At 51.5% G+C, this 15,561-nt stretch carries 10 protein-coding genes; 9 read left to right on the forward strand and 1 reads right to left on the reverse strand.

Annotation, left to right across the window (positions count from 1 at the left end):
- Positions 1 to 66 precede the first annotated feature (66 nt).
- On the reverse strand, positions 67 to 6,417 hold the full coding sequence (locus TH63_RS00485; protein WP_048919195.1) for a T9SS type A sorting domain-containing protein: 6,351 nt from the start codon (positions 6,415 to 6,417) through the stop codon (positions 67 to 69).
- Positions 6,418 to 6,782: 365 nt separating this feature from the next.
- Between TH63_RS00485 and TH63_RS00490 the strand changes: the two genes are divergently transcribed.
- The 9 genes from TH63_RS00490 (at position 6,783) to TH63_RS00530 (ending at position 15,466) form a co-directional block, all read left to right on the forward strand.
- On the forward strand, positions 6,783 to 7,154 hold the full coding sequence (locus TH63_RS00490) for a DMT family protein (RefSeq protein ID WP_048919196.1): 372 nt from the start codon (positions 6,783 to 6,785) through the stop codon (positions 7,152 to 7,154).
- A gap of 57 nt (positions 7,155 to 7,211) precedes the next feature.
- Positions 7,212 to 8,204: an AAA family ATPase gene (locus tag TH63_RS00495; RefSeq protein ID WP_048919197.1), complete on the forward strand. Its 993-nt coding sequence runs from the start codon at positions 7,212 to 7,214 to the stop codon at positions 8,202 to 8,204.
- Positions 8,205 to 8,602: 398 nt separating this feature from the next.
- The gene (locus TH63_RS00500) at positions 8,603 to 9,244 is read left to right on the forward strand and encodes a heme exporter protein CcmB (RefSeq protein ID WP_048922487.1); all 642 of its coding nucleotides are present in this window, start codon (positions 8,603 to 8,605) and stop codon (positions 9,242 to 9,244) included.
- 28 nt (positions 9,245 to 9,272) lie between these two features.
- Positions 9,273 to 9,938, forward strand: coding sequence for a cytochrome c biogenesis protein CcsA (gene ccsA / locus TH63_RS00505; RefSeq protein ID WP_048919198.1), 666 nt, complete (start codon positions 9,273 to 9,275; stop codon positions 9,936 to 9,938).
- Positions 9,925 to 10,203, forward strand: coding sequence for a CcmD family protein (locus TH63_RS00510; RefSeq protein ID WP_156180263.1), 279 nt, complete (start codon positions 9,925 to 9,927; stop codon positions 10,201 to 10,203). The genes ccsA (TH63_RS00505) and TH63_RS00510 overlap by 14 nt, the downstream gene beginning before the upstream one ends.
- Before the next feature lie 139 nt (positions 10,204 to 10,342).
- A complete protein-coding gene (locus TH63_RS00515) occupies positions 10,343 to 10,768 on the forward strand; it encodes a cytochrome c maturation protein CcmE domain-containing protein (protein ID WP_048919199.1) in 426 nt (141 codons plus the stop codon).
- A 152-nt stretch (positions 10,769 to 10,920) separates the two neighbouring features.
- A complete protein-coding gene (ccsA, locus tag TH63_RS00520; RefSeq protein ID WP_048919200.1) occupies positions 10,921 to 13,521 on the forward strand; it encodes a cytochrome c biogenesis protein CcsA in 2,601 nt (866 codons plus the stop codon).
- Positions 13,522 to 14,238: 717 nt separating this feature from the next.
- Entirely contained in the window at positions 14,239 to 15,021 is a 783-nt protein-coding gene (locus TH63_RS00525) for a Rossmann-like and DUF2520 domain-containing protein (protein ID WP_048919201.1), read from the forward strand.
- Between the two features lie 115 nt (positions 15,022 to 15,136).
- On the forward strand, positions 15,137 to 15,466 hold the full coding sequence (locus tag TH63_RS00530) for a 2Fe-2S iron-sulfur cluster-binding protein (protein ID WP_082161508.1): 330 nt from the start codon (positions 15,137 to 15,139) through the stop codon (positions 15,464 to 15,466).
- The last annotated feature ends 95 nt before the right edge of the window (positions 15,467 to 15,561 follow it).

Genomic DNA, 15,561 nt, shown 5'->3' on the forward strand with positions numbered 1-15,561 from the left:
ATACCATAAAAAAAAAGAAGAGGCGCCTTTCTGGGCGCCTCTTCTTTTTTAGCAGATTATTGTGGGTTAGTTTTTAACTATCCGTACGGTGGTGTCCAAGTGTTCTCCGGCAATTTTTACCAGGTAGGTTCCTGCGGCCAAGGTAGAAAGATTCAGGGTCTGCACCGCGCCGCCCATTACCTGGGCGGTTTTGATCAGTCGGCCGTCCAGGGCATAAACCTTTACGGTTACCGGGCTAGAGGCCATGCTGGCCAGGTCAAGGTTCAGCACCCCGGTAGTGGGGTTAGGATATGCTTTCACGGTTACCCCTGCTGCGGTGGCTTTTATTTGTACGGCCACTACTTTGCTGTATTCAAACTTGCCGTCATAGTCTACCTGTTTCAGGCGGTAGTACACGGTGCTAGGTACTGTTTTTGCGTCCAGGAAACGGTAGTCAAGGCGTACGCTGCTGGTTCCGGCCCCGGTTACCTTGCCTATGGCAGTAAAGGTCTTGCCGTCTGCGCTGCGCTCCACCTGGAAATAGCTGTTGTCTTTCTCAGAGGCGGTGGCCCAGTTCAGCAGCACACCTTCTTTCAGGGCTTTGCCGGTGAAGCTAATCAAGGTGACAGGTAATGGGGTCACTACTTCCGCGTTACGGAAGGCATACTCGCCATTGGTGCCGGCTTGCAGAGAAGTAGCTTTTCCGCCGTTGTCTATGTCAAACAGGTCTACCAGGCCGTCAAAGTCAGAGTCATGGTAATAGGTGTTGCCCTTGGTTAAGAAGGCAGGGTAGCCGTTGGTTAACTTCAGCCAGTTGGGCGTACCAGTGGCATCCTGGTCTGAGTTGACATAGTACCCCTTGGCGTTGCTTTCTTCAAAAACCCGGGCACGCTCCATTAGGTCATCCATACTCACACCGTCATGGTTGTCATCAAATGCTTCTACATAATCCAGGGCGATGTCACCGTCACTGTTCCGGTCAAGGTAGTCTGGCGTTCCGTCTTTGTCTGTGTCTATTGGAATAATGGCTGTTCCGGAGGTAGTGGCATCATAGCCATCACTGAGGCCATCATAGTCACTGTCTGTCCCTAAGCCATTCACATAGGCCTTGGTAGATTGGGCTTCTCTGTTGTCTAAGATACCATCATTGTCTGAGTCTAGGTCGGTCTGGTCCGTGAAGCCATCGCCGTCGGTGTCTGGGTTAGGTAAGGTAGAGATACCGCTGTTACTAGACGTTTGCACAGCAATAGGCATCCCATTGGCGCTTACCGGTCCGGTAAAAATTCCTTGGGCAGCATCATATCCATCCTGAGTAGGAATCTTGCCCCCATTGGCCTCTACGGCATTAGGGATACCGTCACCGTCTTTGTCAATATCATACCCTCTTATCAAGCCATCCAGATCAAGGTCAAACACGTCATTGATGTCATCATGGTTCTTGTCTCTGAAGGCGCCGTACAAAGTGTGCACTAAATCTTTATCCAGGTAATTAGGGATGCCGTCACCATCATTATCCCCGAAAGGCGCATAGCCGGCATCTATGGCATCAGCGAGCACACCGTCATTGTTTGCGTCCAGGTCATCTTTATCGGCTATGCCGTCACCATCCCAGTCTCCTGAGATAGAGTAGGTAAGGGTGTTCTCAGAGATACCACCAATGGCATCTACCGTTTCAATGGTGAGGGTATAGCTGCCTGGTACCAAGGCGTATCTGTAATCTACCTCCAATACCCCATTTTTCTGTAACCTCACCCCGGCAGGCAAGGTGCCGTTGATTATTCTGGCGTTGTCAATGGCGCCATCTGGGTCTGAGATGCTAGCAATAACCTGCCCGGTTTGTAGCCTGAACATATGCTGGCCAGTAGTAACTACAGTAGAGGTAGCTTCTCGGTCAACGGCGGTGATGTACACCAGTGTGGTATTGTTGCCGTCTTTGGTATTGCCTCCGTTAGGGTCAAACTCATTGGTGGCATACTTGTAGCCAATGCTGTTTAAGACACCAAGGGCAGTTGGCTGCACCAATAAAGTCAGGTTCTTAGTTTCATTTACGCCCAGGGTTCCTATGGTCCATAACCCGTTGGCCGGGTCAATGGTGGTACCGTCATCAGCGCGTCCGCTACCGGGTACCAGGGAAAGACCTGGAGCCACACCGGCGGCCACTACCACACCGGTAGCCGCATCAGGGCCCAGGTTGGTGGTAGTTATTGTTACCAGGTATTGGCCACCCACATAATACGGTCCCTCGGCTATGGTGCTGCTCAGGGCAATGTCTCCCGAAGCGGAAACCTGAATGCTAGCAGCCTGGCTGTTGTTATTCGCTATGTTATCATATTGGCCAGAGGCTACTATTGCTGCGGTGGTGGTGAAGGTGGCAGCAGTCATAGGTCTGGCGGTAATCACCAGAATTTGAGCATTGGCTTCGCCTGCCAAAACATCTGAGCCCAAGGTCCAGCGGCCAGTGCCAGGGTCATAGGCGCCGGAAGAGGCCACTGCGTTAACAAAGGTCAAGCCAGCCGGAAGCTTATCTTCCACCACTACGCCTGTAGCGGCATCTGGGCCGTTGTTCTGCACCTTCACGGTGAAAGTGGCCGTCTGCCCATTGCTGTAGGTGGCAGCCGAAGCGGTGTTGGTAACCGCTAATTCTGCTACTGGCAGCACGTTCAACAACGCAATGGCCTTGTTATTCTCAGAGTTGGCATCATATTGGTCCATCGTTACCGCGTTACCGCCCAGATTAAGCCGCCCAGTAGTGTTAGGAATACCTTTCACTACCAAAGAAACAGATTCATTTACTCCTAAAGTACCTATGTTCCAGATGCCTGTCTCTGGATTATATCCCTTGCCCTGATCAAAATAGGTGAAGTTGAGGGTTCCGGTTTTTGTATCAGAGCCTACCAGGTTTGTAATTACGTCCGGGCCATGATTGGTAACTCTAAGGGTAAAGGTCGCTTCTGTAATGCCGCGGTAGAAGTTGCCGTTGGCATCACCGCCAGTGACTTGCATAACCACTCCCGCATCTGCCGCTTTGTGTACAATGATGGACGTATTAGAAGAGTTGTTATTTGATACGTTGTCAAATTGCTCTGGAGTACCCGTAACGGCGGCAGAAAACGCATACGTTTTATCGCCTGAGGTAGCAGGATCAGCAGTGGGTGAACCGGTGATAAATAATCTGGTAGAGGCACCTGCCGCAAGGGTTGGGATGTTCCATACTCCATTTGCATAAGTTCCTACCCTTGGATCAATGCTGCTCACAGAGAAGCCTGCTGGTATAGGAGTATTAATCTTGATATTGGTAGCGGCATCAGGACCAGAGTTGGTTACTACTATGGTTACAGGCACCGTGTTTCCGGTGTAGTATTCTGAACCTGGCGTTGAAACGGTAACGGCAATGTCTGCGGTGATGACTCCTGTTCCTGACTGTATAGTAGCAGAGGCACTGTTGTTTCCTAAGACGTTGTCTGCTTCTTTATGTGTCTGGGAAGCAGTGGTAGTGATAACGGCGCTTTGGTTAATGCTTGCTGTGATTTGTAAAGTGGTTGTAGCGCCACTGGCCAGCGTGCCCACGGTCCACAGACCAGTGGCAGCGTTATAATTCATGCCGCTGGTAGCGCTGATGAACGTTAAGGAAGCGGGAAGCTTGTCTGTTACCAATACATTGGTGGCTGTGCTAGGGCCATTGTTGGTGACATTTACCGTGTACGTTACGGTTTCTCCGGTGGTATAGGTAGCACCTGCAGATGGCGTAACGATTTGGGTTACTGCCACATCAGCCAAGGGTTGTACAGTGATGGTGCCTGAAGAGGAGTTATTGGTACTCTGGTTGTCAAACTCAGTGTGAGACTGCGTAGAGGTAATAGTATAGCTTCCTGTGTTGGCTGCTTTCGCGTACACCATAAGGGTTTGGGAACCTGCATTGGCAATGGTTCCAATGGTCCAGATGCCGGTGATTTTATCAAATGAACCTAAACTGACGCTAGAACCAGTGATTTCTAACCCCGCTGGCAGTTGGTTTGCCACTGTTACAGTAGAGGCATTGTTTGGTCCATTGTTCACCACTTTAATGGTATAAGTTACCACCTCATTCTGGCTCGGGGTATTAGTTGAAACTACATTGGTCACTGCCACATCCGCCGTAGGCGACACGGTGATGGTGTTAGAAGATGTGTTATTGCTGTTGTTTTCATCTAACTCAAACCCGGTACGGCTGGCTAAGGCAGCGGTGTTGGTAAAAGAGCCCAAGGCACTTGTTCTAGCCATTAAGGTTAAGGTCTTGGTTTCATTTAAGGCTAGGGCTCCAACCGTCCAGTTTCCGGTGGCAGCGTCATACCCGGCCGGCGCGGTTCCTTCTAAGGTTAGGCCAGTTGGTAGTTTGTCGGTTACGGTAACGCCGGTAGCGGCATTTGGCCCCAGGTTTTTGGCCGTGATGGTATAGGTGACAAGGTCCCCGTTGTTATAGGTTGTTTTGTCACTGGTGTTCTTTACTTCAATGTCAGCGGCGGCCTGTACAGTTATGGAAGCGGTTGCACTATTATTGGTAGTGACATTGTCTGCCTCTGTATGGGTTTGGCTGGCCGTAGTGGAAATAGTACCCAATACTAAGGGCTTGGCCGTAATGGTAAGGGTTTTAGAGGCGCCAACGGCCAAAGAACCCACGGTCCAGACACCGGTCGAGGAAACGTAGCTGGCTGCCTCTGAGGAGCTGACAAATTCCAGCTTGGTAAGGTCTAGCTTATCTGTTACCTGCACGTTGCTGGCTGCAATAGGGCCGTTGTTGGTGACCGTTACGGTATAGGTAAACGGCTTGCCTATAGTGTAGGGAGCCGTGGCGGCGGTATTGGTAACGGCCACGTCTGCGCTACAGTCATAGTCAAAGGCGGCAGTTTGGGTAGAAGAGCCAGTGTAGCCGTAAGTCCAGGTGTTTACGGTTTTCAGGTCACCTGCGGTAGTAGAGGCAGAGCCCCATCTGTGTACCCCACTGGAAGAAGAAACCCCGTAGAATTCGGTCTGGGGCGCCGGAAAAGAGGAAGTAGGAAGATTGGAGTCATCCCAGAATAGGAGGCCGTCATAATTAGAACCCACCAATGGCCTTACGTCCTGCACCCTGAAGCCGTCTGCATTCGCCTCGGCGTCCCATACCGGAAAGTGTACCGGAGAACTGTTGTTCCGGAAGAAGTAATTCAGCGTCGTGTTTTTTGCTACTACCTGGCCTAAGCCGTTCAGGCCGTTCCATTCTACCGTGCGGTTTCCTTTCGCGCCAGTAGACTCAAGCAGCACGTCTGCGCTCCCTGGCTGGTAGCCTGCTACTCCGTTTAGGTTAATTAAAACAATAAAGGTACTGCTCTCAGAGGTATTCAGGCTGAAGGTAGATTTGCCGCCGTTGGTAGAAGTGTTGCAACTGGAGGCAACACCTACTGTAAAGGTAGGGGCGTCAGCGCTGGGCCAGAGGGCAGGGTCTGGGTTATTCACAAAGTTGAACAACTCTGGGTAGTCCGTCTGGCTGGTTTGGCTTTTCCTTCTGTCTGCTATAGAACTGCCGGCGGCTGTGCTGGAACCGAAGCGGTTGGTGACAAACCTAAAGAAGTTCTGTGGAGCAATGCCAGCCAGCTCTATTTTCTTGACAAAGTATTTGTTCGCATGGTCTTCGCTGGGAATGAGTGGGTACATGTTGAAATCCTTGGAGAAGACGTTGGTAGTACCGCCCGCTGAAAAAGACCACAACTTGCTGCGCATACGGCCTTGTCTCTCATCGCCGGCGGCGTCAATCACCGTGAAGTCCCATAAATCATAGACAGAGAATCTCTGGCCGTCATCGGTCATGTTGGCCTCGCCTACCTGTGAGAACTCCACATAATAGTCATAGTCAACACCGGTGTTATTGGTAATGGTAAGGGGCGCGTAACCGCTGGTCACGGCCGCTTTTCCACCAAGAGCGGGTCTGTTAGGACCAGTCAAGGCCTGTGCTGGAGTCTGAATTACCCCGCTTTGGGCTATGGCATCTTTTCCGTTTCCTATAGTGTTGCTAAGCAACATGCCTCTGGTACTATTGGTGTTCCGGATAAGGGTAGTGGAGGTAGAATAGGTGTCATCATCTGTACCAGTAACCGCATTGATGCGGCGCAGGGTAATGATCAGGTCTGCCTGGTTGGCAGTTGTCTGCTCATGAATGGCCCTACGCACGCCATAGTAGAGGGTCTCACCCGCTTTCACCCGTATGTAGAGGCGATGGTCTTTTGAGTAGGTGGCTCCATTGCGGCTGAACCCGGCGGGTTTCAGGAAGCTGAGTGACGTGATAGCTACCCCTGAGGCGCTGGGGAAGTTGGCATCATGGGCCAGGTAACCGGCCTTGTCATTGGCAGGATCTGTGAGAGCCGCACTAGACTGATTGGGGGTCAACTGTTTAGAGCCTTCGGCAAAACTTACGGTTGCATAAAGCACTGCTAAACAAAAAAGGCAAAGAACGCGGTAAAAGTGAGCCATTGAGTGGGGACATTGGTTTTTAATGGCCTAAAATTAACAGGTGGTAATACCAAGAAGTAGGTATATTCGATGAACCGAACTTTTTGCTGGATGAAAATTCTTGGATAGGATTATACGTATAAATTATTTGTTTTGCGGATTCGTTTTTCTGGCCTTGCTGGTCTTTTTATTTCCGTTTCATGGAGTATAAGTCAGGAAATCAATTAAATACATATTATTTTTTATATATTTTGTAACCCAGGAGAGCAGGGGGCGGTGCCTGAATTTGTTACTTTTCCATCTCGGCCTTACTTTTCCTGAGTGATATAAATTTCCTTTTGTCCATGAAAACCCTCTATACCCTTTTGCTGCTGGGCCTGTCTAACCTGTTCATGACCTTTGCCTGGTATGGGCACCTGCATTTCAAGAAAATACCCATGCTGCAGAAAGTAGGGTTGGTGGGCGTTATACTCATCAGTTGGGGTCTGGCGTTCTTTGAGTATATTTTTCAAGTGCCGGCCAACAAGATAGGGTATCAGGGCAACGGTGGGCCTTTCTCATTGTTTGAACTCAAGACCATTCAGGAGGTGGTATCGCTGCTGGTGTTTACCCTGGTGACCGTGTTTGTCTTCAGAACCGAGAAACTAGCCTGGAACCACCTGGTGGGGTTTGCCTTTCTGGTGTTGGCGGTCTTCTTCGTTTTTAAGAAATGGTGAGAGGCGGCGAGTGTGCGATAGAATCGTTACCTTAGCCGATTCGTAAATTTAGAGTAGATGCAGACCGAAGAACTCTCATATCAGGAAAAGATCAGGGAACACCAGCTTAAAATTAAGCAGGTGTTCAGGGAGATGGGCAAAGTGGTGGTGGGACAGCAATACATGGTCAACCGCCTGCTCATAGGTCTTTTCACCAACGGGCATATCTTGCTGGAAGGGGTTCCTGGCCTGGCCAAGACGCTCACTATCAATACGCTGGCCAAGGTGCTGCACCTGAACTTCCAGCGCATTCAGTTTACCCCAGACCTGCTGCCCTCAGACCTGATCGGGACCATGATCTATAACCAGAGCTCGTCGGCGTTTGAGGTAAAGAAAGGACCTATTTTCGCTAACCTGATTCTGGCAGATGAGGTGAACCGCTCCCCGGCCAAGGTGCAGTCTGCGTTGCTGGAGGCCATGCAGGAAAAGCAGGTGACCATTGGCGAGAAAACCTACCGCCTGGATCTGCCCTTTCTGGTGCTGGCTACCCAAAACCCGGTGGAGCACGAGGGCACCTACCCGCTGCCCGAAGCCCAGGTAGACCGTTTCATGATGAAAGTCTACGTGGATTACCTTTCTAAAGCCGATGAGCTGGAAGTGATGCGCCGCATGTCTAACATGTCGTATAGCAGCACCGTCAATACCGTGCTCACCAAGCAAGACGTCTTTGACATCCGGAACGAGATCAACCAGGTGCAGATCTCAGAGACGCTGGAGCGCTACATCATTGAACTGGTCTTCGCCACCCGCCACCCGGCAGACTACGACCTCACCGATTTTGCCCAGTACCTGCAGTTCGGGGTGTCGCCGCGGGCCAGTATTGCCTTGAACCTGGCCGCCAAGGCGGTAGCTTTCTTTGATGAGCGGGACTATGTTCTTCCGGAAGACATCAAAGAGATTGCCGCCGATGTGCTGAGCCACCGCGTCATTCTCAACTATGAGGCTGAGGCCGATAACGTGCAAACCAAAGACTTTGTGGAAGCCATTCTGCGCAAGGTGCCTATCAGCTAAAATTAGGTATCAAGTAGCAGGTAGCAAGTATCAAGACCTAAGTAATAAGGTCATAGCCCAAAACAGAAGCGCAGATAGCTGCGCTTCTGTTTTGGGCCTGTTTTTTCAAAAACAGGCCCAAAACAGAAAAATGGTTTTTTGAACCATGAAAAGACAGGAGCCATGAAAACAAAGAGAAGGCAAGATTGATACGCTGATCTCCTGTGCTAGGAGGAGTGTACTTCAAAAGCAAGGGCTGCCTCAGAGGGAAAGCGTTTTTAGCCTGATATCCTGAAAGTAAGTGCAAAACGCCGGCGGGTCACCGTGATAAATGACAGAAATCATCTTGCCACACGCATTTGTGTTGTACCTTTGCCGAAAATAGAGATAAAGTGCTGCTGAAAGAGGTTATCTACCTGATGCAAAAGGATTTTGTGCTGGAATGGCGGCAGAAGTACGCCTTTAACGGTATGCTCCTGTATGTGGGTAGCACGGTGTTTATCTGTTACCTGAGTTTCAGCCTACGTTTCGGCGCGCTGGAGGTGCCGGTCTGGAACGCCCTGTACTGGATCATTCTGCTCTTCACCGCCGTGAACGCCATTGCCAAGGGCTTTGCGCAGGAGAGCCGCGGCCGGCTGCTCTATTACTACAGCGTGGTAAGTCCGCAGGGCGTGATTGTGGCCAAGATGCTCTACAATGCCGCGCTTATGCTGGTGCTGTCGTTGCTCTGTTTCGGGTTTTACGCCGTGGTGATTGGCAACCCGGTGCAGGACGTGGGCATGTTTCTGCTCACCATTGTGTTGGGGGCTATTGGGTTCGCCTCGTCGCTGACCATGATCTCGGGCATTGCGGCCAAGGCGGCCAATACGGGTACGCTTATGGCAGTCCTGAGTTTTCCGGTGATGGTGCCCATGCTGCTCATGCTCATGAAGATGTCTAAGAACGCCATTGACGGCCTGGACCCTTCCATGAGCCTGGACGAGGCCTTGGTGCTGCTGGCCATCAATATGATTGTAGGCATGGTGTCTTATATTCTGTTCCCGTATTTGTGGCGCAGTTAAGGCCTAAGAATAACTAAAAAGAAAAAGAATGAAGCTTGCCTGGTGGAAATGGTTAACAATTGTGTTGCTGCTGTATACGGTGGCCATGGGCATGTTGAGCGAGGTGCCGCGGTTGGCTATCCTGAACGAGACCATCCGGAACCTGTACTTCCACGTGCCCATGTGGTTTGGCATGATCCTGATCCTGCTCATCTCGGTGGTCTATTCCATTAAGTACCTGCGTAACCCCCTTTCCAGAAATGACATTATTGCCTATGAAGCCGCTAAAGTGGGCATCCTGTTTGGCGTGCTGGGCATTGTGACCGGCATGGAATGGGCACGTTTCACGTGGGGCGAGTTCTGGAGTAATGACCCCAAGCAGAACGCCTCGGCCATTGGCCTGTTGATTTACTTCGCCTACCTAATCCTGCGCGGTTCTTTCCAGGACCACCAGCAACGGGCCCGCATTAGCGCGGTGTACAATATCTTCGCGTTTGCGGCGCTTATCCCGCTTTTGTTTATTCTGCCCCGCCTCACAGATTCCCTGCACCCGGGCAACGGCGGAAACCCCGGTTTCAACTCCTATGACCTGGACAGCCGCCTGCGGGCCGTATTTTACCCCGCGGTACTGGGCTGGGCCCTGCTGGGCGTTTGGATGGTGCACCTGCGCACCCGTTTAGAAGTTTTAAAGCAACGATTCTATGAAAATGCATAAATGGCTCTTGATGCTGCTCTTAACCTGTGCGGCTCTGTTTTCGGCCCCGGCCATGGCCCAGAAGGCCCCGGAGGAAATGAACACCGTGGAATTCTCGTCCCAAACCCCCGCCGCCAGCGAGCCCGAAATGGCAGACGTGATGCGCCGCGACGGCAAGATCTACATTGTGGTGGCCGTGCTATTGACCGTGCTGCTGGGGTTGCTGCTCTACATGATCAGCCTGGATAAGAAAATTGGGAAGCTGGAGCGCGAGCTGAAGCAATAATTCTGTTTTAAGGCTGTTTTCCTTAAAACGGCCCTAAAACAGGAGGTTGCCCTCCGTGAAAAAGCACCGGCGCACGGATTTAATTTTAATGGATTGTTGTTAAAAGGGCGATGAAAAGTCTGCTCACGAATAGATAGCCATGAAAAGAATACACATTATCGGGATTTTAGTGATTGCGGTGGCCATTGCCATTATCATGTCCACGGCCTCAGACGCCAGCGTGTACGTGCCTTTCTCTGAGGCCCAGGCCCGCGCCAAAGAAGGTGATGACACCAAGGTGCACGTGGTGGGCAGATTGAAGAAAGATGCCAAAGGCCACATTGTGGGCATGAAATATGACCCGGTGCTGGACCCCAATTACTTCTCCTTCGTGCTGGTTGATACCAACCGGGTAGAGCAGCAGGTAGTTTACTATAGCCCCAAACCCCAGGACTTTGACCGTTCTGAGCAAGTGGTTATCACAGGCAACATGCAGGGCGAAGCCTTCGTGGCCGACAAGATTTTGCTCAAGTGCCCTTCCAAATACACCGAGAAAGAGGTGAAGGTAGAAACGGCAAGCCTTTAATTAAGTTAAGAGTTGAGAGTTAAAAGGTAAGAGTGCTATGTGCCCTGCCTCGATCCCAACTCTTTTATTACATAAACCCTAAGAGATAAAGTGACATCCTCCTCTTGCTGGACCACTTTCAACTCTTAACTTTTAACTCTTAACTATTTAAAATGGTTAATACTTTAGTAGGTGATGTGGGTCACTTCAGTGTGATTATCGCTTTTGTGGCGGCACTGGTCTCTTCGTTTTCTTTTTCTTTCGCGGCCAATGCCAATGCGCTCACCTCTGAGCAGGACGCCTGGAAGAAGCTAGCCCGCGGTGCCTTCTTTGTGCACGTGGTGGCGGTGTTCAGCATCATCTTCAGCCTTTTCAATATCATTTACGCGCACCGGTACGAATACCATTACGCCTGGAGCCACTCCTCTAACCATTTGCCGGTCCATTACATGATCTCCTGCTTTTGGGAAGGCCAGGAAGGCTCTTTCCTGCTCTGGATTTTCTGGCATGCCTTGCTGGGATTGGTGCTGATCAAATTTGCCGGTAAGAAATGGGAGAGCCCCGTAATGGCGGTTTTCTCGTTTGTGCAGTTGTTCTTAACCTCCATGATCCTGGGTGTGGTGATTGGTGACCTGAAGATCGGGTCTTCGCCCTTCATTCTCATGCGGGACTTCATGACCGATGCCCCGGTGTTCCAGATGGACCCTAACTACGTGCCTAAAGACGGTACCGGCCTGAACCCGCTCCTGCAGAACTACTGGATGGTGATTCACCCACCGGTGCTGTTCTTGGGCTTTGCCGCCACCCTGGTGCCGTTTGCCTTTGCCATTGCCGGCCTCTGGAAAAAAGACTTCTCTGCCTGGACCAAACCTGCCTTGCCCTGGGGCCTTTTCGCGGCGGTGGTTTTAGGGGTGGGTATTATGATGGGCGCTTACTGGGCCTATGAGACCCTTAACTTTGGAGGTTACTGGAACTGGGATCCGGTAGAAAATGCCGTTTACATTCCTTGGCTGGTGCTGGTGGGGGCTATCCATACGTTGCTGGCTTACCGCAAAAGCAAGACTGCGCTGCGGGCTACCTTTATTCTGTTTATCACCTCGTTCCTGCTGGTGCTGTACGCTACCTTCTTAACCCGAAGTGGTATTTTAGGGAACGCCTCCGTGCACTCCTTCACAGACCTTGGCTTGTCTGGTCAGCTGTTTACCTACCTGGCCGCCTTCGTGGTTCTGGCCATTGGCTTACTGGTGTACCGCTGGAAAAGCATTCCGGCCACCGATAAAGAAATTGCCACTTACTCCGGGGAGTTCTGGGTATTTGTGGGCGCCGCTGTGTTGTGCCTTGGGGCCTTCCAGGTGCTGGTGACCACGTCTATTCCTGTATACAACTCCTTCATGGGCTTTATTGGCGTGAAAACCAATGTAGCCCTGCCCGCCGACCAGATTGCGCACTATACCAAGTTCCAGATGTGGATGGGCATTGCCATTGCCATGCTTTCGGGTACCGGGCAATTGCTGTGGTGGCGCAAGCAGAACGGCACCGGAAAACTCTCTGAGGTCTTTACGGTTCCCCTTATTTTCACAGCCCTGTTCACAGCCCTTATCTTAATGATTGGTCAGCTGGGCCTGATTGAGAAGATCAAAACCCCGGTGTACATTGTGCTGTTAATTACGTCACTGTACGCGGTGTTCAGTAACCTGGCCATTCTGCTGGGTGTGCTCCGGAAGAACATTTCCATTGCCGGCGGTGCCGTGGCCCACATTGGGGTGGCCCTTATGCTGCTGGGTATCTTGTTCTCTTCTGGTTACTCCAACATCATCTCCAAGAACATGTCTGGCTTGGTGTACGCTAAGGAATTTGGCGATGAGATCAACCGTGACAACGTGCTTCTATGGCGCAACACCGGCACCGATATGGGTCCTTACAAGGTCACCTACAAAGGCCAGTACCTGGAAGTGAAAGACCTCCCGGATTACGTGAACAAGCAGCAACTCTTTAGAATAGCCGATGAGTTCAGGGCCATTGCCCGCGGACCGCTGAAAGACGGGGACAAGGTGCTTTACACCGCCGGAGATACCGTTGACATCTACCCGGAGAACACCTACTACGAGGTGGAATTCAAGAACCGCGAAACCGGCAAAGCCTTTACCTTATACCCACGGGCGCAGGTAAACCCACAAATGGGTCTGCTGGCCTCGCCGGACATTAAGATGTTCGCTAATAAAGACCTTTACACCCACGTTTCTACCATTCCAGACCCTAACGAGGAAAAGGAGTGGGGCGAGATGAAGGAGTACCAGGTGAAGATTGGGGACACTATTTTCGTGAACGACTACGTAGCGGTGCTCCATGGCATTGAACCCGCCAAAGACACACTGCTGCTGAATCTAAACGAGGGTGACATAGCCGTACAGGCCGACATGCAGGTATTGGGCGAAAAGCGCACCTACCACGCCCACCCTATCTACGCCATCCGGAATAGAAAAGAAGTAGGCCAGGTACCGGAAGAGATTGAAGACTTGGGTCTGCGTCTGTTCCTGCTCAACATCAACCCTGAGAAAGGCCTCATCACCATCGGGATCAACTCCACCCAGAAGGACTACATCATCCTGAAGGCCATGGAGAAGCCGTTCATCAACATCCTCTGGATTGGTACCCTGATCATGAGCCTCGGGTTTGTGATGGCCATTGTGCGCCACTACAAAGACGGCAAGCGCGGAAACAAAAACGGCCCCGCCGGCAAAGTAATCGTGAAACGCGAGAAACAGCTAGCGTAGCATTTGCTTGAGAATAAACAAAAGCCCTGAGGAAGAGATTTCCTCAGGGCTTTTCTGGTTTTGGGCTGTTTTGCGGGAAACAGGCTGAAAACGGTGTAACCTGAAAGCCTTTGGATAAACCAACCGGCGCGAGTCTCCAGACGTGCTCTCCTGTGTAAACACCCCACTTCGCCCCCCTCAAGGGGAGAGTCTGCAATAAATAGGCAGTGTTGCGTTTTGAGGCTGTTTTCCAGAAAACGTGCCTAAAACGCATAAACAGTTGTGCTGTTCGGGATTTGCAATCCCGAACGAGGGAAAAGCGGATTTGCAATCCGCCTGGGATTAAGATCGGGAACGCCGCCTCCGCCGGGGATTACAAATCCCCTTTCGGAACTTCCGGATTGCAAATCCGGAAGAGCTAATGGCTTATCGCGTCCATTCCCTCCCTTCCAGTCTTTACTCCGAGCGCCTCGCTTGTGGCCCTGCAATGGCTTTACTAAGAGCAGATAGCAAAGAGGCCGCAAGGGCAGTGCGAGGGGGAAAGACGGGGCCCCGCGGCCGTGAGCGCTCGGAGGGAAACCATGAAACAACCCAGCATAAGGACTCAGGCGACTGCGGCCAATCCAAGGCAAATGCCAACTGCGTACGCCCAGTTACTCAAAGGCGAAAGCAGAATTAAAATACCTCCCTTGCCAAAGAAACCTACTAACTTAGCCCTTCCCAACGAATCACTCCACTATGAAGGTAGGCATCATTGGCGCCGGGAACGTAGCTACGCATTTGGTCAAAGGCTTTTTAGCGGCAGGAATAGAAGTGCCAGTGGTCTATAGCCGCACGTTGGCCTCTGCTCAAGAACTAGCGAACTTAAGCCCTTCTACAAAAGCAACTGCTTCACTTAATTTCCAAGAACTTCCCCACGCGGATGTATATCTGATAGCGGTGCCAGACCAGGCGTTGCCAGAATTGGTGCCACAGTTCAAGTTCCCGGAAGGGGTGGTAGTGGCGCATACCTCGGGCACGCAGCCGCTGGAAATTTTGCAGGCCTTGTCAAAAGGGAGCGCAGGCGTTTTTTACCCGGTCCAGACCTTTAGTAAAGAGAAAGAAGTAGACTGGCGCCGCGTTCCTATTTGCGTGGAAGGGTCATCGCCGGAGGCGGAAGAAACGTTGTTAAAGTTGGGGCAGCGCCAAAGCGACCAGGTGGTAGTAATGGCGGGGCCGGCTCGGCGGCAGTTGCACCTGGCCGCGGTATTTGCCTGTAATTTCACCAATCATTTGTGGGGCATTGCCCAGGAAGTGCTGCAACAAGCGCACCTGCCTGCCAGTTTACTGGAGCCGCTGGTGGAAGAAACCATGCGCAAAGCCTTTCTTTTCCCGCCGTTCCAGGTGCAGACCGGACCCGCCCAACGCGGCGACACATCTACCCTAGAGGCGCACCTGAAGCTGCTGGAAAACCTGCCCCAGTACCAGGAACTCTACAAAACGTTAACGACCAGCATTCAGGCGGCGGCTAAGAAAAAATAACCTCTTCTAAGGGAATCACCGCTTAATAGCGTTCCGTGGGGTTTCCTCTTGTATAGTGGCAGCTTTGATTAGGGCGACTGTATGCCTACCTTTGCACCCATAAAAGTAGCTGAGCATGAAAGTCGTTAATATTACATATAAGTTCATGGATGGCAAACCAGATGAAACGCATCTGGGCGCCGAAGGGGAGTCTGTGCTGGACGTAGCCTTGAACAATGCCATTCAACTACAGCACAACTGCGGTGGAGTATGTGGGTGCAGTACCTGCCACGTGTACGTGGAAAGCGGCATGGATGACCTTCCTGAAATCACTGACAAAGAGGAAGACTACATTGACCGCGCCGTAAACCCGCGCATCAACTCCCGCCTGGCCTGCCAGTGTGTGGTACAAGGTGGCCAGGACCTGGTCATCACCATCCCCAAGCAAGATTTCTTAGGACATTAATAGTAGTTGTTAGTGAGTAGTTACTAGTTGTTAGGGGTAAGCCTTACGGCGTAGTACCACCTACCAACCAGCAACCCACTACTGACAACTAATAA

Origin of the sequence: Rufibacter radiotolerans (assembly GCF_001078055.1) — a bacterium.
GTDB classification, from domain to species: domain Bacteria; phylum Bacteroidota; class Bacteroidia; order Cytophagales; family Hymenobacteraceae; genus Nibribacter; species Nibribacter radiotolerans.

Excerpts from the sequence above, each read along its gene's own strand:
- TH63_RS00490 (WP_048919196.1), top strand. The coding sequence starts at position 6,783 with ATGAAAACCCTCTATACCCTTTTGCTGCTGGGCCTGTCTAACCTGTTC.
- TH63_RS00495 (WP_048919197.1), top strand. The coding sequence starts at position 7,212 with ATGCAGACCGAAGAACTCTCATATCAGGAAAAGATCAGGGAACACCAG.
- TH63_RS00500 (WP_048922487.1), top strand. The coding sequence starts at position 8,603 with ATGCAAAAGGATTTTGTGCTGGAATGGCGGCAGAAGTACGCCTTTAAC.
- ccsA (WP_048919198.1), top strand. The coding sequence starts at position 9,273 with ATGAAGCTTGCCTGGTGGAAATGGTTAACAATTGTGTTGCTGCTGTAT.
- TH63_RS00510 (WP_156180263.1), top strand. The coding sequence starts at position 9,925 with ATGAAAATGCATAAATGGCTCTTGATGCTGCTCTTAACCTGTGCGGCT.
- TH63_RS00515 (WP_048919199.1), top strand. The coding sequence starts at position 10,343 with ATGAAAAGAATACACATTATCGGGATTTTAGTGATTGCGGTGGCCATT.
- ccsA (WP_048919200.1), top strand. The coding sequence starts at position 10,921 with ATGGTTAATACTTTAGTAGGTGATGTGGGTCACTTCAGTGTGATTATC.
- TH63_RS00525 (WP_048919201.1), top strand. The coding sequence starts at position 14,239 with ATGAAGGTAGGCATCATTGGCGCCGGGAACGTAGCTACGCATTTGGTC.
- TH63_RS00530 (WP_082161508.1), top strand. The coding sequence starts at position 15,137 with ATGAAAGTCGTTAATATTACATATAAGTTCATGGATGGCAAACCAGAT.